Below are 20,464 nucleotides of genomic sequence, written 5' to 3' on the forward strand. Positions count from 1 at the left end.
ACAAGATATCCAAATAAACAGTGTAGAGAGTAAAGTGGACATTAGCGCAGCGCAAGAAATAACCTTTATTTGTGGAGGCTCGTACATCAAAATCAGCGAGGCGGGGATCGAGCTTGGCTCGCCAGAGAATGTTTATCTTAAATGTAATGCAATGCAAAAAATGTCGCCTGCGACCCTAAACAAAAAAATTCAACTAAAATCAAGCGAGTTAGATGTTAAACTCTGTACCGAAATGGATTAAATATGCTTAGAGAACTAAATAAAAGAGCCAGTTTCAACAAATATCGCTATCTTTTAGTTGATAATAAAATCGTACTTAATTCAGTCAGTCCATTATCACGTAGAGGATTACAGAGTTTATATGGTGAAGATAAATCATTTGGTGAAAAAAAACTTACAACGGTTTTACGCACTGATCTAGATTATGATCCAAGCGTATGCCCGACATTAGTTACGCTTGCTGAACCTTATCAATTTTTAGAGCAAGCAATCATTGATAAAATCACAATGCAAGCCTCGGTTGAATGTTTTTGGTCAACACGATATATCTGTGCATTTATTGTCACTGACCTTAAACCGTCAATATTGGCAAAACAGATTATTAATATTGGAAATCACATCGCTAAAACATTGCGACGACATTATTATCCCTTTTTTGAACCTTTCCGGATGCAATTTTTACAGGAACTTGGTTCAAACCAAGACAACGCATGGCTTAAAGCGCAATTTCCACAAATTGAAAACTATTATTATCCGTCAATACACAATGGCGAATTTATTCCTTATATAAGCGATCACGAATCAACAATAGAACAAGGTTGGAGTACGGAATACGGTGAACGTTTAAAAAAATTAAGGGTCATTCGCACGCTTGTTAATGCATGGGCAAATAACCGCACACAATTTGAAGAACAAAAAAATGTGCCACTTGAAAAGCAGGTAATTATACAGGCAACACAACTAATTGAACAAGCTGACAAATTAGGCTTAACCGATGCCGCCGATATCCTGTTTTGGGGATTAAATGGATTACGGTATCAACATCTATTTACTACACATCCACAAGTACTGAAACAAATACCTAAAGCCCAACTGGCGCCCGGTACATTTTCTAAACATGTCATTGACGCCAAGATTAACCTTGAAAGCCAAATCCATTTACTGACAGAATAAAGAAAAAATAAAGAATTAAAGAGTATAAGATGAATAAAACAGAAAACATCGCCATTGAAAATAAAAACGAGGCCAGTGGTAATTGCCTGGCGTGTGGTCGAACAGGAATACCGGTATTTTTATTGCGTCAGGCGGTGATAAAAATGAAAGGTCACAAAACGGTTGAGGCGAATCCCGATTATCAAGAATTGGCAAATTATCCAAAAAATTTAAATTTTAAATCACGAATGCCCGATGAAAAACTGATCGAATACGGTTATATTTTACGGACTTTGCGAAACGGTTACATCTATGTGATGCAACAACAAGGCGAAGATATAAATAGTCGAATGATGCAAACCTATGAATGTGTTGAAGGGGCGTTAAGATTAAGAAACCATCACCAACTTACTTATACCGAACCAAGACCGATATCAAAAGCCTGTAAAAACTACTGTCACACTATTCCGGCAGCATTTATTCATCTACAAGAGGACTATACTCAAGCGTGGGTGGCATACAGTTCGCAACCTTGGAGTACAACAGCCGTTGAAGATTATCTAAAAGAGCAAGACAATCAAGTTTTATCCCGTTTTACCAAAATAGATATTACTAATTTAGCTCAGTCACCGGCAGAAGCAACCGGTAACCGGGCTGTCCCGTTTACCGATATCTTTGGTCAGGTAAATAATACCGAAACCCCCAGCAAAGTATTAGAGTTTCGTTTTGATGATAATGAATTACCTTTCTTTGAATCGGCGCATCCCTTTAACAGTTTTAAACAGCAAAAACAACAATTTGCAACGCATGTGAGCAACTTATACTCAAAGGGAAAAGCAATATCGTGTGGGGTGGTATTAGAAGATACCTTTGGCATTGCCGAAGAACTTAACACACAGCGCGTTGTGCATCTGCATATATTTAATGAAACGCCCTTAACACAAAACGAAATATCGTTAGCAGAACAGCAAATTGATAGTTTTGAAAGCTTAGAACACGCAACCGAAATTTACGAGCAACGCGCAAAAAACATGTTCAAAACCATTAATCCTGATTTACAGCGACAATTTAACTATTATAAACCGGTTATGTTTAAAAAACGCACGATATTACAGTTGATTGAACTATATCGGTTTTCAATAGAATCACAGTTTGATCGTGAAATAGCAATTTTACAAGAGAAGGAAACATATCTAAGAAACAATAATCCAGAAGGACTTTCGATAACAGCACGATCATATGATATTACTAAAACAGGCTTAGAGCTTAGTAGGGTAAAATCAATGAAAGAAGAAAAACTGGATGAGTTTGATAGTTGTGTTGATAAAGGCAAAGTCTCGAATTTCAATCGAGAATTGGAATCTGCTTTAAAAGAAGTAATTGATTATCATAAAGAATGGTCGCTAGACTACTTTACATATGCACGTTGGTTATTTGGCAAAGACAGCTTTACCTCAACATTTACTGAAACAAAACCGCTTAGCGTCAATACCAACCATTTTTGGCAACGTGAATTTGATTTTAGCAGTCAAGAAACACAACTAGTCTATCAATCGCAAGTGACAAATATGTTACTCGATACCACCCATTCCGAAATAAAATTGAATGAAGATAGCGCATTATGGGACGAACTGCTTAGTAATTCTGAAAGCATTTACTATATCAGTGAATATAACAACGTTAAAGGTATCGATCGTGATGAGACTGTTTACGTCGATTTAGAAAACAACCAATTGTTAACACCTAAAGATGTGGTATCGAATGCAACCAACTTTTTGGGGACGGTTTATAATGCCTCGGTAAAACATAAAATTGAAACAGACACCAATCAAAAAATCAAAATATTACAAAAAAACAAAGCTGAGCTTGAAATTAGAATCGAACGAAACAAACAGAAAATAGACGAACTTGCTCAACAAAAAAAACAAATTCCAGTTAGTGATCCTGTAGCGCAAAATGAACTTAGGCGCCAAAAACAGGTTTATGAAAAAAAACTTATTGATTTAAAGAGGAATCTCGAAGCGATCAATAAAGAGTTAGCCAATATAGCCGATCCAAACTCATCGCCAACTTTCATGGCTGAGTCAGGCGAAAGTTTACTCAATCGTACCGCATTGAAAAAACAAGCAATACTAGCAAAAGATATCAAACGCAAACCGATCGAATCTCAGTGGATGCGATTAAACGCTTTTGACGAACTAGCTAAACTCGGAGCGCTACCGGTTGAGATTAACGTACAGATTAGACCTGAAAATATTGTTAAAATCCAAAATCTTTTTACGCAAATGCATCGTGGATTTTACAACAGGGGCATCTATCACCCGCATGAGTTGGAACTTTTACACAGTATTGAAATTGATGAACAGGTCACCAAAACAGGAACAACCAAAACTAAAAAAGTGAAGTTCACATTATGTTTTCCCGATCAAGCCAGTAAAACCGTGTTTGTGGACTTTATTAACAGCACTAATGGTACATTAAGTCCGCATAACTTAAAACAATTTATAGAACAGAACTACAAACAGTATTTCCAATTAATTTATAAACAAAAAAACCTGTTAGAAAATATAGACATTAATGAAAAAGGAAGAGCGACAACCGCTGATATATTAGAAAAAACCAGTGATGAAGCCATTGCCAAAGCTAAAGCGGATATTGAAAAACAAAGTTCAGCTGCAACAACAGCAATAAACCAAATGGAACAGAAACAAGACACAATTGACAGTAAAATTAGAGTAAAAACAGCGAGTAAAGACGTACGAATTGGTCAAAAAACGTTTAAAGTGAATTTGGCGGTAAGCGGTATATTAGGCACCATTACCCTAATGAATATGAGCGATATGCTTAAAGAGTGGGATGAGTTTAAAGAAGGTAATGGCGAACTTAATTTAAGAGCACAAATGGTTAATTCACTAATTTCTCTGATATTGACTGGCATAGATTTAACCAGTCAATATAAAAATATTCATCTCAATATGCAATTAATTCAAGGCATCAATGCAGGAAAAGATATAGCAAGCTTAGATGCTAAAATCAGATTGAATTCCATGATATCTAAAACGGTTGGTGTCGCTACAGCAGCGATTACCGTATTTGAAGCTTTTGGTGAGTTAAGAAGTGCATGGGATATGAGGAATATGGAGCATTCATCTTACTTTTATATGAGATCTATAGGTGCAGGTTTCATAATCTTTGGGGCCATAGTTGCATTAATTGGCTCACTGTTAAGTGCAATAGTGGGAATTATCCTTTTAGTTAGTGGTAGTTTGGCTGTTTTATTTAGTAAAAAATACGATAATTTTACAGCTATTCAACACTGGTTAAATCGCTGTTGCTTTGGTGTACATCAAGAATTCGACTATTTAGACTATCAAGCTTACCACGAAGACGAGTTATACACTCACAGTGGTTTTGGTTTGGCGCTCAATGACTATGCGGTTATGATCTATAATATCCAAACCTTTGTTCGTTTAAAACCGCTGTATCATCCACCAGGAACGTCATCCCAGCCTGGTGACCCCAATCTGTTTCAACGCCATATCTATTTTTATTTGGATATTCCTGACTTTGCGAAATACTATCAAAACGAAAGCGCCACTGCGCTAATTCGGATATTTATTAATGATTACCCAAATCTAAAAACCGAACCAGACCCAATACCAGAAAAATATATGGACTTTAAGTACCGTATCACGTCACATAAAATAGAATTAATAGCAATTAGCAAAAACTATGGGGATCTTAATCTTATCTGGACAGACAAAGCCGCCTATTTTGAAAGGTATGATCGTAATCGCGATATACTAGGGCGCCCGATGCCCGACTACTATAAACTTGACGAACCAGACGAATTTATATTAAACCAATCAACGCCTGGCTTAACAGCTGAAAAACACAATGATGACACGCCATTAGCCAATGAATTAATCATAAATAAATGGATGGCAGGAACAATAGGTGCAATTAATATTCCAAAATATCAGATAATTATTCAATATAATAACCGTGAAGATGTACCTTTAGTCATAACCAAAAAAAATAAGATAAAATAAGGAGTAAAACCATGCCATCAAAATATCAACCCCAAATCCTTGGCTGGATAGGTGATTTAGATAAAGGCGGTAATTATTTAACCGGAGCCGATCAACGTTTATTGTATGCTAATGATAATTATTGCGTTTTTATACGTAAAACTTTATTCGATCAACTTTTTTATCTTTCATTATGTTTCATATTGCTATGTATAAGTAGTCTAATTCTTTTTTTTGGCGCTAAATTATGTCATCTTCTATTAGGGTTCACAATGAAAGAAGATCTAACTGTATTCATTATTATAACAATCGGTTTAATCACTTGTATTTTTGCTTTATACGCAATAGTTATTCCTTGTTTATTCCAAAACCTTTTTACTCGTAAAGGATCCCCCATTATTTTTAATCGTAAAACACGTAAAGTGTACGTCAATGAAAGCTATTTTTTCAATTTTAAGGTATTACGTAACCCTTTAACTTTTTTGCATCCTAATAAAAAACGTATTAAAGAATACGATTGGGCGGATTTACACGGGGTGGTGGTGCATAACTATTCCCGATATTCCCTCAATTCCACCATTTTAATGGTGTGCAAACCCAATACCAATAAAACCATTGACCATATAATGTTAGATCCGCTACGCAATGGCATTGGTAGTTATCTGGTCTGGGGTTGGGTCAATAATTTTATGTGTGCGAATGATTTAATCAGCTTGAACGATGGCAAATACAAATGGGAACAAGAAACTCAATTCAAAAAAGAGATTATAAAAGGTCAAGGTTGGCCAGACTGGATGGTCGAAGCATTTAATGCCACCACGCATGACGAGCTGGCAGACATTAAACAAAAGTATAATGTTAAAGCGTCATAATAAACTTGAATATAACGCTATATAATAAGGAATCAGGAGTAAAACCATGCCATCAAAATATCAACCCCAAATCCTTGGATGGATAGGTGATTTAGAAAAAGGCGGTAACTATTTGACGGGTGCCGATCAGCGTTTACTGTATACAAATGATAATTATTGTGCTTTTATCCGTAAAACGAAATCAAATCAAATTTTTTATTCATTTATTTTATTTTTAGGTTTATTTTCTGGTGTTGCTGCGTTATTTTTTGGTATTAAGTTAACTGTACTACTTTTAAGTACAAAACATAAAGATGATTTACATATACTTGTTCTCTTGATAATTGGTTTGACCACATGTGGTTTTGCTATTTACATTCTTATTCCTGAATTATTTCAAAATATTTTTACTCGTCGAGGTAGTCCAATTATTTTCAATCGTAAGACCGGTAAAGTGTATGTTAATGAAAGCTATTTTTTCAATTTTAAGGTATTACGTAACCCTTTAACCTTTTTGCTTCCCAATAAAAAACGTATTAAAGAGTATGACTGGGCGTATTTACAAGGGGTGGTAGTGCATAACTTTTCCCGATATTCCCTCAATAGCACCATATTAATGGTATGCAAACCCAATACCAATAAAACCATCGACCATATTATGTTAGATCCGCTACGCAATGGCATTGGTAGTTATCAGGTCTGGGGTTGGGTTAATAACTTTATGTGTGCGAACGATTTAATCAGCTTGAACGATGGCAAATACAAATGGGAACAAGAAACCCAATTTAAAAAAGAGATTATAAAAGGTCAAGGTTGGCCCGACTGGATGGTTGAAGCATTTAATGCCACCACGCATGACGAACTAGCCGATATCAAACAGAAGTATAATGTTAAAACGTCATAATAAACTTGGATATAACGCTATACAATAAGGAATCAGGAGTAAAACCATGCCATCAAAATATCAACCCCAAATCCTTGGTTGGATCGGTGATTTAGATAAAGGCGGTAACTATTTGACGGGTGCCGACCAACGTTTATTATATGCCAACGATAATTATTGTGCATTTGTTCGTAAGACATTATCTAACCAGTTTTTATATTTATGTATTTTTTTAATGGTGTTTGTTTGTTTGATACCTGTTATTTATGTCTGTATTTTACTAATGATAGATTTCTATCCTAAAAAGGAGTATTCAATACTGGTTTTAATTATTTTTATACAAATTATTTCGTTATTTGCAATCTATGTATCTATTCCTGAAATTTATCAAAATTTATTTGTACGTCGGGGAAGCCCCATCATTTTCAATCGTAAAACCGGTAAAGTGTATGTCAATGAAAGTTATTTTTTCAATTTTAAGGTATTACGCAATCCATTAACTTTTTTACACCCAAGTAAAAAACGCATTAAAGAATACGATTGGGCGTATCTACAAGGGGTGGTGGTGCATAACTATTCCCGATATTCCCTCAATAGCACCATATTAATGGTGTGCAAACCCAATACCCATAAAACCATTGACCATATAATGTTAGATCCGCTACGCAATGGCATTGGTAGTTATCTGGTCTGGGGTTGGGTCAATAATTTTATGTGTGCGAATGATTTAATCAGCTTGAACGATGGCAAATACAAATGGGAACAAGAAACTCAATTCAAAAAAGAGATTATAGAAGGTCAAGGTTGGCAAGACTGGATGGTCGAAGCGTTTAATGCTACCACGCATGAGGAGCTAGCCAACATCAAACAAAAGTATAATGTTGAGTCATAATAAGCTTGGATATAACGCTATACAATAAGGAATCAGGAGTAAAAGCATGCCATCAAAATATCAACCCCAAATCCTTGGATGGATAGGTGATTTAGATAAAGGCGGTAACTATTTAACAGGTGCCGATCAACGTTTATTGTATGCTAATGATAATTATTGTGCTTTTATTCGTAAAAAATTATCAGATCAAATATTCTATACATCTATTTTCTTAGTTGTTTTTTTTCTTTCGTTAATTGTAATTTATATGTTTTTTTTGTTAATTTTCGGTTTGGATCCCAAAAAACAAAATTTGATTTTTATTATAGTTATTATTGGATTACTAACTTCTTTGTTTACATTGTATATTTCTATCCCCGAAATATATCAAAATTTATTTACACGTCGGGGAAGCCCCATCATTTTCAATCGCAAAACCGGTAAAGTGTATGTCAATGAAAGCTATTTTTTCAATTTTAAGGTATTACGTAATCCATTAACTTTTTTTCACCCAAGTAAAAAACGCATTAAAGAGTATGACTGGGCGTATCTACAAGGGGTGGTGGTGCATAATTATTCCCGATATTCCCTCAATAGCACCATATTAATGGTATGCAAACCCAATACCAATAAAACCATCGACCATATTATGTTAGATCCACTACGCAATGGCATTGGTAGTTATCAGGTTTGGGGTTGGGTTAACAATTTTATGTGTGCGAACGATTTAATCAGCTTGAACGACGGTAAATACAAATGGGAACAAGAAACCCAATTTAAAAAAGAGATTATAAAAGGTCAAGGTTGGCCAGACTGGATGGTCGAAGCATTTAATGCCACCACGCATGAGGAGCTGACAAACATTAAACAAAAGTATAATGTTAAAGCGTCATAATAAACTTGGATATAACGCTATACAATAAGGAATCAGGAGTAAAAGCATGCCATCAAAATATCAACCCCAAATACTTGGTTGGATCGGCGATTTAGATAAAGGTCCCACTTAGTTTTATCAAAACAGACAACTAGTCAATCAACATTGGATTGGTAGAGGAGACAATCTTCTGAGAAGAATAAACGCATATTGCTGAATTATTGTAATCAAATTTGGAAAAAGTCCTCAACTAACTGATTGATAAAACAAATTAATGTAAAAATAATGATAAGATTCCGTTTTATTCTCGATGTACCGACTTTGATCTTATAATTTTAAAAAAATGCATTTAATGAATACGGATTACAAATTGCTTAGAACTAGCAATACCATCCTTTCGGTTGGATTCAGGATAAAAGCACCCAGAATTGTGCATATTCAGGATCTAGCAAATTTGATGGCTAACAAAAAGAGTTTAAGCTAAAAAGGAGCATGATGACGTTAATGGACATTAACTAACACTTCTCAAAGATTTATTGTTAAGCCTTAGCTCTGTTTATATCTTCCCTTATTGCTAATGACTAAAAAGCAACGTTTAGAATAACATTGTCACCTCTTCTTCTTCACTGATTAATGAGTGCAAACAAGAAGCGAGTAAAAAATTATAGTTTTGTTGGAATATATGCGTTTCTATTAATATTAATCTGGCTCACAATAGGAACCCAAACATACTGAAATCTCTTTAAATAAAGGTTAGTTTGTCCTATCAGGTTACGGACGAGCTAAGATATTGGGGCTATTGCACATAAAAATATAATTTAATTTATGTCAATCCGCCATGGCAATAGTTGAATCAATCGATATAAGCCGCAGTAAAAAATCACTTCCCTACCCTCAACAATTAATCACTAAAAAACCTACCAATAAATAAAATAGCAGACAATAACTTAATAAAAGTCATAGTATTATTACTGAATTAATGATACCATCAAATTAATGAGAAAACTAAGATTTAGAAACAATTGTGAATACGTTTTTACTCACTCAACTTTACTCACTCAACTGATAGACGTGTTTACGATAGTGATCGGAGAGACTTTAAACAAGCATATGAGCCATCTTGAATTGATCATTTTCATTTCCATGACTTGCGTCATACTTGGGCAAGTTGGCATGTTCAAGCTGGAACACCGTTATTCACTTTAAAAGAAATGGGTGGATGGGAAACACTTGAGATGGTGAAAAAATATGCTCATTTAAATGCTGACCATTTAAGCAAATTTTCAAACATGGTCTCATTTTGGTCCCACTCTGAAAAAATTAATAATCAAGCACCAAGATTGCGAGTCGTAAATGATTGATTATAAATGCTTTAAATGGTGGCCCCTACTGGACTTGAACCAGTGACCAATCGATTATGAGTCGACTGCTCTGACCAACTGAGCTAAGGGGCCATTTAGATGTGCTACTGACTTAGTAGGGTTGCGATTATAATAGAGTTAAATGAAATTTGCTATAGTTAAATTAATAAAATAGGTTGATTCGCTTATTTATTAAGCTTTATTTTATTGAATTTTGTTCAGTTGTAAGATCTGATATTTTTTGTTTAATTATCCTGCTACAATAGTTGGGTCTATTTTTGTTGCTTTATTGGTTGAGGGAATATTATGTCATTAAAAAAATTATTACTTATTAGTACAACCATTTCAACAGCATTTTTTTTAAATGCTTGTAGTGGTTCTAACTATCAACCTACGGCTGGAGGTAGTCAAGTTCAGTTTATTGATACTAAACCTTCTGCAAACTGTCAATTTTTAGGTAAAGCAGAGGGGCATCGTAGTACTTTCTTTTCTGGTTTAAAAACCCACAGTGAGCTTATTCGTGATGCCGCATCTGAACTCAGAAATAATGCAGCGGCAATGGGCGGTAATATAATTTATAATGCGCAAGATGCCTCACAACAATATATTTCTGATATTGCGCCAATGGATGCTGTCATGGTCGGTGATGTTTATAGCTGCAAATAAGAGTCAGTTTAATAAAAAAGGGAGATCTTATTCTCCCTTTTTTTGATCAAATTCAAACTTTACTTAGCCATGTTGTTTTTCAAATTGCTTCATAAAATCAATTAAGTAATTGACACCCTCAATATCCATTGCATTATAGATCGATGCTCGCATCCCACCAGCAATTCGGTGTCCTTTAATGCCAATAATGTTCACCTGTGTTGCTTCGCTTACAAATTTTTTATCGAGTTCTTCATTTGGTGATAAGAAGGTGACATTCATTATTGATCGATTAGCTGGTGCAATTGTATTACGATAAAAATCAGATTGATCGATAAATTGATAAAGCAATTGCGCTTTAGCTTGATTGAGCTTTTGCATTGCGTTCAATCCACCAAGATTTTTAATCCATTTAAAGACTAATCCTGATATATACCAAGCAAACGTTGGAGGTGTATTAAACATCGAATCATGATCTTGCAAAATTTTGTAGTCTAACACCGATGGTAAGATTTTTTGCGCATAACCAATAAGATCCTCACGAACAATAACAATTGTAATACCTGATGGTCCAATATTTTTTTGCGCACCCGCGTAAATAATGCCATATTTACTGACATCAATTGGTTGCGATAATATGCAAGATGAAAAGTCAGCCACAACTGTTTTTTTGCTAAAATTTGGCTCTTCAAAAATTTCAATACCATCGATAGTTTCATTTGGACAGTAGTGTACATAAGCAGAATCATCGCTTAACTTCCATTCAGACATAGGTTTAACAGAGGTTATACCTTGTTCTTTTACAACCACATTTTGTTCTTTTATTCGACAATACTTACTGGCTTCTTTGGCGGCACATTGGCTCCAATATCCGCTATTTATATAATCAGCGATGGTTTTATCACCTAAAATATTTAATGGTACTGCCGCAAATTGTGCTCGAGCACCTCCTTGGCAAAACAAAATTTTGTAATTTTGGGGTACGTTTAATATTTCACGCAGATCTTCAGTCGCTTCAATAGCACACGCATCAAAATCTTTGCCTCTATGGCTTAATTCCATCACAGAAGCATCGGTATTATGCCAATTTAATAGTTCATTTTGTACTTGTTTTAATACATCAGCCGGTAATTTGGCTGGACCAGCACTAAAGTTATAACTTTTACTCATTACAATTCACTTCAATCCATTTAAAAAGGAATCCTATTTTTACATTCTCTTAAAATATATACAATCAGATTATTTGTAAAACTATTTGTTTAATAGTCAGATTTGTATAAAAATGCCGACTGGTTGTCGGCAAAGTATCAGATAATTAGGAAAATTAATTTAGGTATCAGGATAACTGCTCTTTAGCATTTTCGATAGCAGTTTGAATTTGTTTTGGTGATACACCGCCTTTAGCTGAGCGTTTTGCCAGACAAGATTCTAACGATAGTGCTTCATAAACATCTTTATCTATAACTGGGCTAAATAATTTTAATTCTTCTAATGAAAGTTCTTCCAAGGCTTTTTGTTTTGCGATAGCTGCAACAACAACTTCACCAACAATGTGGTGAGCTTCACGGAAAGGTATACCTTTAGCGACTAAATAATCAGCAAGTTCAGTTGCATTTGAATAACCTTGTTTTGCTGCTTCTTGGCAATTTTCATAATTAAGTTTAATGTCTTCTAATACTAAAGCTGACATATCTAAACATTCTTGCCATGTATCGAGAGCATCAAATAAATGTTCTTTATCTTCTTGGAGATCTTTATTGTAAGCCAAAGGCAGACCTTTAAACGTCATCATAGCGCCAGTCAATGCTCCAACCACTCGCCCTACTTTACCGCGAATAAGTTCTAATGCGTCAGGATTTTTCTTTTGTGGCATAAGTGAAGATCCAGAAGTTACCCGATCGGATAATTCAACAAAATTTGCTTCACCACTATTGAAAATAATAAGGTCTTCAGCAAAACGTGATAAATGCACCATACCAATTGAAGCATTGTTAAGTAATTCTAGTATATGATCACGATCAGATACCGAATCTAAACTATTATTGGTTGCACGAGCAAAACCAAGCCAATGTGCTAGCTCTTCGCGATCCATTGGATATGCCGTACCGGCTAATGCCCCAGATCCTAAAGGACTGACATCCAACCGTTTTAACGTATCTTGTAATCGACTTATATCTCGTGTCAACATTTCAAAATAAGCTAAGCACCAATGTGCAAAAGTAATCGGTTGGGCGCGTTGTAAATGAGTGTAACCAGGCATAACGGCATCTTGATATTGTTCTGCTGTTGTAACCAGTGCCTGACGTAGATGATTAATCGTATTAATTAATTGCGATATTTCAGCCTTGCACCATAACTTAAGATCGGTGGTGGATTGATCATTTCGGCTTCGACCGGTATGTAACTTTTTACCCAAATCACCAATTTTTTCTATTAAGTTTTGTTCTACCCAACTGTGAATATCTTCCGCATCACTATGTAAAATCTGCTGCGGATTTTGTTGGACTGAGTTAAGTAATTCATTTAACGCTTTTTCAAGTTTTTTTTGTTCATCATAAGACAAGACATTAACGGTAACCAATGCTTTTGACCAAGCAATTGATCCAATGATATCTTGCTCTGCAAGACGATAGTCAAAGCGCAATGAATCATTAAATTGCTTAAATCGCTGATCTGCTGCTTGGCTAAAACGCCCACCCCATAATGCCATATTTACCTCAATACTCTCTTTGATTATTTGTATTACGATTTTTAATTATCGTTGTGAATGCGTTATATTTTTATAATAAATCTAAATTTAATCAAGTATAAAAGCAATATATACAGGACATTGCCTGTATATATTCGTTACTTTATTCATTTTAACGACGATTCAGAAATTACTTTTTCTCTTTCGCTTTAGATTTTTTTGACTTTAGTTGTCGTTTTTTCCTTTATTATCGATTTTAGTTGCAGTTTTTTTGCTCTTTTTACTAGGCTGTTTTTGTTTTTCTCTATTTATAGCACGAATGCGTGATGATAATGAGAATAAACGAATAAATCCACCTGCATGGCTATGATCGTAAACTTCATCTTCACCAAATGTAGCAAATTCTTCACTGTACAAGCTATTAGGTGATTTCTTTTGTACAGCAGTTGCATTACCTTTATAAAGTTTAACCACAACTTCACCAGTCATATCTTCGGCTAAAACATCAGCAGCAGCTTGGATTGAACGACGATAAGGAGCAAACCAACGACCATCATAAACAACATATGCCATTTCTAAGCCCAATTGTTCACGCCATTTGAAGCTATCACGATCTAAAATTAATTGCTCTAAACCTCGTAAAGCGGTCATCATGATGGTTCCACCTGGAGTTTCATAACAACCTCGAGACTTAATGCCAACCAAACGATTTTCAATGATATCGACACGACCGACACCATGTTTGGCACCAATTTTATTTAATGTTGCTACGCAGTTATATGGAGATAATTGTTTTCCATTTACTGAAACGACTTCACCTTTTTCAATACCGATAGTAACCAATTCTGGTTTGTTTGGTGCATCTTCTGGTGATACAGTCCAAGCCCAGCAATCCGCATTAGATTGATTCCAAGTGCTTTCAAGAACACCGCCTTCTGTAGAGATATGCCATGCATTTTCATCACGACTGTAAATTTTTTCAACTGTTGCTGTAGTTGGAATTTTACGAACTTTTAAATAATCAATTAAAGCTTCACGCGAACGTAAATCCCATTCACGCCACGGGGCAATTACTTTAAGTTGTGGTGCAAGAGCTGTATAAGTTGTTTCAAAACGAACTTGGTCATTACCCTTACCCGTTGCTCCATGACAAAGTGTATCTGCACCAACTTCTAAAGCATATTCAACTTGAGCTTTAGCAATAATTGGTCGAGCCATTGAGGTACCTAGATAATAAGTACCTTCATATAAGGCACCCGTTTTTAATACCGGATAAACATAATTTTTGACAAATTCTTCTCGTAAATCGACAACTTTACAAGCTATCGCACCTGATGCCTTAGCCTTTTTTTCAACATCTTTTAATTCTTTTGGATCTTGACCAACATTAGCCACAAACGCATAAACTTCACATCCCCCATAGTTCTCTTTTAACCAAGGAATAATCGCTGATGTATCCAAACCACCTGAATAAGCCAATACCACTTTGTTTGTTTTACTCTTTTTCATGCTATACCCTTTTTATAATAACTAACAATAATTAAATGAGCTAAAGTTTATATACTTTCAATATGTTAAAAATTATTAACCAGTCTAATATGCTTTTTGTATTTTATTTAAGCAATAATTCTTGTGCCAGTTATACCTGAATTTCCATTAAATAATTCAATTAATTTATCGGATTGCATCCAACTTGCAATATCAATTGGTCGCCCTAATGCTTTTGCCGCCTCAAAAGCTGAATTGACTTTAACAATCATACCATCTGTAATTACGCCGTTTGCAATGAGTTGATCGGCTTGCGATTGGGTTAAAGATTCAATCAGCTGTTTGTTTTCATCAAAAACACCAACCACATCAGAAAGCAAAATTAAATCCGCATTCAAAGTTTTGGCTAAAGCTACCGCAGCATGATCAGCATTGACATTCATCATTTGTCCATTTTCAGTAATGCCAATTGAGCTAATAATAGGTAAGTAGCCTGCATTTACTAATAAATTGATCAAAGTCGGATCACCGGCTCTAGCTTCACCTACGTAACCTAAGTCTTCAGAGATTTGTTTAACTTCAACACTGTTACCATCAGCTAAGCACAGTCCAACAACTGCTATCTGTTGCTTTTTTGCTTCTGATAATAATCGGGTATTTGCACTACCAGCAAGACTACCAACAATTACATCAATTTGGTCAGCAGGTGTAACACGTAAACCATTACGGCGAACAACTGGCATGGATAAGCGGTCCATTAATGAATCAACAACGCTACCCCCACCATGAACAATGATTAATGATCGACGATAATTTTTTTTATAGTTAGAAATAATAACGAATAAATTATTTAAAGCATCTTTGTTATCAAGTATTACACCGCCAAGTTTTATAATTAATGGTTTCATTTCTATTTCCTATTAGTTTTAATTTTGGATGTTTATCCAAAATTTGATTTGCTTACCTAAACATCAAAATAACGATGTGGTTTGCTCATAATCAAAACGAATATTCATACATTGAACAGCTTGAGCTGCAGCACCTTTTAATAAATTATCTTCAACCGAAATTAGAATCAAATGACGATCGTTTAGAGCAAAACCAATATCACAATAAGGTAGGTCGATCACTGCTTTCAAAGCAGGCCAATCTTTTTCATAAACTCTAACTAATGGTTTATCTTTATAGTATTTATTTAATGCATTAAGGATATCTTGCGAGGTAACACCCTCGTTAACTCGACATGTAATAGTGGCATGAATGCCTTGTTTGAAACAACCTAAATGAGGTATAAAAATAACCTGTTGACCTAAATGGGTGGCAATTTCGGGTTGATGGCGATGAGTAAACAGTCCATAAGCATGTAGGCTTACCTCACAAAAACTGTTATTATTTGTCGATTTTCGACCAGCACCACTCACGCCACTAACCGCATTAATTACTGGCCATTGAGTATTATCTAATAAATTTTCTTCAATAAGAGGTTTAAGCGGTAATTGTGCGGCGGTAGGGTAACAACCAGGTACAGCTATTAATTGTGCGCGTTTTATCTTTTCATGATTCCATTCAGCCAAACCATAAACAGCTTTATTTAGCCATTTCTGATGTTGATGAGTGAAACCGTAATAATCAGTATAAAACTTAGGAGAATTAACGCGATAAGCACCAGATAAATCAAAAACAGTACAACCCTGTTCTAAAAAATAAGGAGCAATGGTATGACTAACAGAATGTTCTGTTGCTAAAAAGACGATATCAACATCATTGATATAGCTCGAATAATCAGATGTGGCTATAAGCGGTAGGTCTATTATCCCCTTTAATTGTGGATATAACTCATTATCAGAAATAAGTTTACCGCCGTCTTGACTGTTTTGCGATACTGTTAATGCGATTAACTCAATATGTGGATGCTTATTTAAATAATAAGCTAATTTTGCACCTGCATAACCACTCGCTCCAACAATAATTGACTTCAACATGTCTATCCTAATTTATTTCAATGCAACAATGTTATATATAGTAGGTTATTTATCAAAACTGCACAAGCAAAAAATGAATTTTTATTCACTTTTTATGAATTTATTTTCAACTGACGCTATTGATATTAAGGAAAATGAATAGTAAAAAAATTAGACAAAAAAACAAGTTAGCTATGCCTACCATTAACCATCAGCAGGCATAAAAATGAATAGGTTACTTCAATTGATTTGCTGATTTTAATATCGCTATAAGCAGTTCCCAATATCGAATAACACTCTGGATATTTACTTTTTCATCTGGAGAATGGGGTGAAACAATTGTTGGACCGATTGATATCATATCCATATTTGGATAAGTTTGTTTAAATAATCCACATTCTAGTCCAGCATGTATCACCATAATTTTCGCTTTTTGTGAGAATATCTCGTAATATTTATCTTTAGCCAATTGTAAAAGACTCGAATTCAAGTTCGGCTCCCAACCCGAATATCCTCCACTGATTTCATAATTGGCATTGGTTAATTGACTGAGCGATATTAACGTTGAGACTACTGCATCTTTTGCGCTATCAATTTGTGAACGAATTAAATAATGCGTATTGAATTGGTTTTCAACAATATTGACAATACCTAAGTTCAGTGAAGTTTCGACAATACCATGTAACTGATCGCTCATACGTACCACCCCATTAGGTGCAGTATGCAAAAAATGAATAATTTTATTTTGATGTTCTAGGGTTAAAACACGTTTAACTTCATCGGAAGTTACTTCTGAAAAATTTATCTGTATCGAAGGTTCTACGTGCCCTAATTCATTATTTAAGGTTGTTTGATATTGTTTTACAATAGATTCAAGTTGAGGTAAATCTTGTTTACTCAAAGTGATTTGAGCAAAAGCTTCTCTAGGGATGGCATTACGCAACGAACCGCCCTTTATATCCGCTAATCTAAATGAAATATCTTGCGCATATTCAGCTAAAAAACGAGCCATTAATTTAATTGCATTACCACGCCCTAAATGAATATCGCAACCGGAATGCCCACCTTTTAAACCTTTAAGCGAGATATTTACATAACAATCATGTTTTTCTGGAATAACTGCGTAAGCAACGGCAAAAGTTGAAGTAAAGTCAACACCACCTGCACATCCTGTAAATATCTCTCCTTCATCTTCTGAATCGGTATTAATTAGATAATGACTTTTTAACCAATTAGATTGCAGACCAAATGCTCCATGCATACCCGTCTCTTCCGACGTTGTGACTAAAACTTCAATAGGACCATGTTCAATAGTGGGATCGATTAACACAGCTAAAGCAGAAGCTAATCCTACACCATTGTCTGCACCTAAAGTTGTACCTTTCGCTTTCACCCATTCACCATCAACATAAGGTTGAATTGGATCAGTAGTAAAATCATGAACGGTTCCTTCATTTTTTTGCGGTACCATATCCATATGAGCTTGTAGTGCAATAGATGGACAGTTTTCCATGCCTTTAGTTGCCGGTTTAGTTAATAAAATATTACCAACTTTATCAAGTTCACAGTGAATGTGATGAGTATTTGCAAAATCGACAATATATTTAGTGATCATTTGTTCATGATGAGATGGATGTGGAATTTTACAAATATCATTAAAAATCTGCCAAATAGAATTTGGCTTTAAAGTAGAAAGCATAATTTAACCTCAATATTGTCTCAGTAATAAATTAATAAGTAGTTTTTTTTGTGTAATCACATTATAATAAGGTGCAATTTTACATCTATTTTTAGTCCATTAATATTAATTTATTAAATTCGTATATTCGATTAAAATTGCAGGTTACTCATGTCAATAGAACAAACTTTAACAGAAGAAGAAATCAAAGCTCAAAAACAGCATAAAGCCGAACTTATCGCTGAAAAAGAAAAATTTAATGTCACTTGGGAAATGTTACAATCTTACGGGCGCCAACTATCCAAACGATTGTTACCTGCAAACCAATGGAAAGGTATCATTGCTGTCAGCCGCGGAGGATTAGTACCTGCTGCTATCTTGGCTCGTGAATTGAGTATTCGTTACGTTGATACGGTGTGCATTTCAAGTTATGATCATGATCATCAACGTGAAAAACTAATTTTAAAACAAGCAAATGGCGATGGTGAAGGCTTCATTGTTGTTGATGATTTAGTCGACACTGGCAACACCGCACATACTATCCGTGAAATGTATCCCAAAGCTCGTTTTGTTACCATTTTTGCTAAACCCGCTGGTAAACCGCTTGTTGATGATTATATTGTTGACATTGAGCAAGATACTTGGATTGAGCAACCTTGGGATACAGGTGTAATGTTTGTTAAACCGATTAGCGATCATCAATAAGGATATTTAAAACGATCATGACTACTACCGAAAATTTATCTGCTCAGATATTTAAACCACAGTTTGATTATCCTGAGACATCAACGCTGATTAAACGTATAGATAGTAGTGACGGTAGTAGTATTAGTCCTTTAGATGGTGAAATTGATTCAAGATGGTATCGGATCATTAATCCTTTTTTATGGTTTTGGCGAGGATTACCCAAATTAGAAGTTGAAGCGCTTTTGTCCAAAATTGCCGCTTCAACAAAACGTCACACCAATGAAAAGTGGTTAGATACAGTTATCGGTTATCAATCGGGAAATTGGGTTTATGAATTTTTAAATCAAGCTGCATTGTGGCAGTCTAAAGCTGATTTAATAGATAAAGAAAACTTTAGGGACGAAGATAGAGTTAATTTACATAATTATTTTCTTATCGCTAGTGAATATTCCAGCATTGCCAGTTACCCACATTTTAAAAATGATGAACTAGCTATGTATGCACAAACTTGTGCTTATCAAGCTTATTTAAAAGCGCTTACCTATTCTCCTTTTACAGTCAAAGAGCTGGAATTTAAAATTGAGAATCGTCGTGTTAAAACATTGTTGCACTTACCAAAAACAGACAGCACTTGTCCTGTTGTATTCATATGTAATGCTTTGGGCAGTTTACAAATTGATTATTATCGTTATTTTAGAGAATATTTAGCTCCTCGTGGATTTGCTATGTTAACGGTTGATCTACCGTCTGTCGGACATAGTCGTCATTTTGCTTTAAATCAAAATAGCAGTAAAATTCATCAAGCAATATTAGAACAACTTTCATCGGTTCCATGGGTTGACAATAGTCGCGTTATTTTAGCCGGATTTCGATTTGGATCCCATCTTGCAACACGGTTAGCTTATGTGATGCCAAATAAGATTAAAGGGTTATTTAACTTTACACCTTTTGTTCATCAAATTTTTGTAGATAAAGATTTGCAAAAGAATCTACCAGTTATTTACAAAGATATGTTGGCCAGTCGCCTTGGTTTACCTTCCATATCTAATGCACAATTAGCGGCCGAATTAAATTACTTTTCACTCAAAAATCAAGGATTATTAACTCATGCTTGTCCTGTTCCTGTCATGAATATTATTGTTGAAGATGATTTTTTAAGTAATGTGAATGAAGCAAAATTGATTCGTTCAGTTAAACAAAATAAATTAGTAACCATACATAAAACACCATTACAAAAGAGCTTGCATGATGGGTTGACTCAGTCTGTAAAATGGATGGAGTCAATTGTGTAAG

General features: G+C 34.9%; 15 protein-coding genes, 1 tRNA gene and 2 pseudogenes. 11 read left to right on the top strand and 7 right to left on the bottom strand.

Going from position 1 to position 20,464, the window contains the following annotated elements:
• The 8 genes and pseudogenes from J3U13_RS06180 to J3U13_RS11490 all read left to right on the top strand — a co-directional run.
• The coding region (locus tag J3U13_RS06180; protein ID WP_267340856.1) for a DUF2345 domain-containing protein at positions 1–241 on the top strand (241 nt) is incomplete at its 5' end.
• Positions 242–243: 2 nt separating this feature from the next.
• Complete coding sequence (locus J3U13_RS06185; protein WP_267340858.1) at positions 244–1,173, top strand: hypothetical protein; 930 nt, start codon at positions 244–246, stop codon at positions 1,171–1,173.
• 29 nt (positions 1,174–1,202) lie between these two features.
• Positions 1,203–5,204: a toxin VasX gene (locus J3U13_RS06190; protein ID WP_267340859.1), complete on the top strand. Its 4,002-nt coding sequence runs from the start codon at positions 1,203–1,205 to the stop codon at positions 5,202–5,204.
• An 11-nt stretch (positions 5,205–5,215) separates the two neighbouring features.
• Positions 5,216–6,055, top strand: a complete 840-nt coding sequence (locus tag J3U13_RS06195) for a DUF6708 domain-containing protein (RefSeq protein WP_267340860.1) — start codon at positions 5,216–5,218, stop codon at positions 6,053–6,055.
• A gap of 46 nt (positions 6,056–6,101) precedes the next feature.
• Positions 6,102–6,938 (top strand): DUF6708 domain-containing protein, encoded by an 837-nt coding sequence (locus J3U13_RS06200; protein ID WP_267340862.1) that lies wholly within the window; start codon positions 6,102–6,104, stop codon positions 6,936–6,938.
• A 46-nt stretch (positions 6,939–6,984) separates the two neighbouring features.
• Positions 6,985–7,809 carry a DUF6708 domain-containing protein gene (locus J3U13_RS06205; RefSeq protein WP_267340863.1) on the top strand — a complete coding sequence of 275 codons (825 nt, stop codon included), beginning with the start codon at positions 6,985–6,987 and terminating at the stop codon, positions 7,807–7,809.
• A gap of 46 nt (positions 7,810–7,855) precedes the next feature.
• Positions 7,856–8,683 carry a DUF6708 domain-containing protein gene (locus J3U13_RS06210; RefSeq protein ID WP_267340864.1) on the top strand — a complete coding sequence of 276 codons (828 nt, stop codon included), beginning with the start codon at positions 7,856–7,858 and terminating at the stop codon, positions 8,681–8,683.
• Between the two features lie 1,109 nt (positions 8,684–9,792).
• Positions 9,793–10,023, top strand: a pseudogene (locus J3U13_RS11490) (tyrosine-type recombinase/integrase); the annotation flags it as partial.
• A 16-nt stretch (positions 10,024–10,039) separates the two neighbouring features.
• Here J3U13_RS11490 and J3U13_RS06220 read toward each other — a convergent pair.
• Positions 10,040–10,116 (bottom strand) — tRNA-Ile (locus tag J3U13_RS06220).
• Between the two features lie 213 nt (positions 10,117–10,329).
• Here J3U13_RS06220 and J3U13_RS06225 point away from each other — a divergent pair.
• Positions 10,330–10,689: a DUF4156 domain-containing protein gene (locus J3U13_RS06225; protein WP_267340866.1), complete on the top strand. Its 360-nt coding sequence runs from the start codon at positions 10,330–10,332 to the stop codon at positions 10,687–10,689.
• A gap of 63 nt (positions 10,690–10,752) precedes the next feature.
• Here J3U13_RS06225 and serC read toward each other — a convergent pair whose 3' ends face one another.
• The 6 genes and pseudogenes from serC to J3U13_RS06255 all read right to left on the bottom strand — a co-directional run bounded on the left by serC (position 10,753) and on the right by J3U13_RS06255 (position 18,505).
• Positions 10,753–11,838, bottom strand: coding sequence for a 3-phosphoserine/phosphohydroxythreonine transaminase (gene serC / locus J3U13_RS06230; protein ID WP_267340867.1), 1,086 nt, complete (start codon positions 11,836–11,838; stop codon positions 10,753–10,755).
• Between the two features lie 166 nt (positions 11,839–12,004).
• Positions 12,005–13,378, bottom strand: coding sequence for an argininosuccinate lyase (gene argH, locus J3U13_RS06235; protein WP_267340868.1), 1,374 nt, complete (start codon positions 13,376–13,378; stop codon positions 12,005–12,007).
• Positions 13,379–13,648: 270 nt separating this feature from the next.
• Positions 13,649–14,866 (bottom strand): annotated as a pseudogene (locus tag J3U13_RS06240) (argininosuccinate synthase); the annotation flags it as partial.
• A 107-nt stretch (positions 14,867–14,973) separates the two neighbouring features.
• On the bottom strand, positions 14,974–15,753 hold the full coding sequence (gene argB, locus J3U13_RS06245) for an acetylglutamate kinase (protein WP_267340870.1): 780 nt from the start codon (positions 15,751–15,753) through the stop codon (positions 14,974–14,976).
• Between the two features lie 63 nt (positions 15,754–15,816).
• Positions 15,817–16,827, bottom strand: coding sequence for an N-acetyl-gamma-glutamyl-phosphate reductase (gene argC, locus J3U13_RS06250; protein WP_267340871.1), 1,011 nt, complete (start codon positions 16,825–16,827; stop codon positions 15,817–15,819).
• A gap of 214 nt (positions 16,828–17,041) precedes the next feature.
• Entirely contained in the window at positions 17,042–18,505 is a 1,464-nt protein-coding gene (locus tag J3U13_RS06255; protein WP_267340872.1) for an aminoacyl-histidine dipeptidase, read from the bottom strand.
• Between the two features lie 150 nt (positions 18,506–18,655).
• On the opposite strand from J3U13_RS06255, the gene gpt reads away from it, so the two are divergent.
• Together gpt and frsA are read left to right on the top strand one after the other, a co-directional pair.
• The gene (gene gpt / locus J3U13_RS06260) at positions 18,656–19,189 is read left to right on the top strand and encodes a xanthine phosphoribosyltransferase (protein ID WP_025315517.1); all 534 of its coding nucleotides are present in this window, start codon (positions 18,656–18,658) and stop codon (positions 19,187–19,189) included.
• 17 nt (positions 19,190–19,206) lie between these two features.
• Positions 19,207–20,463 carry an esterase FrsA gene (gene frsA / locus J3U13_RS06265; RefSeq protein ID WP_267340873.1) on the top strand — a complete coding sequence of 419 codons (1,257 nt, stop codon included), beginning with the start codon at positions 19,207–19,209 and terminating at the stop codon, positions 20,461–20,463.
• Position 20,464: the final 1 nt, after the last annotated feature.

The organism is Gilliamella sp. B2887, from assembly GCF_026537015.1.
Classification (GTDB): Bacteria; Pseudomonadota; Gammaproteobacteria; order Enterobacterales; family Orbaceae; genus Gilliamella.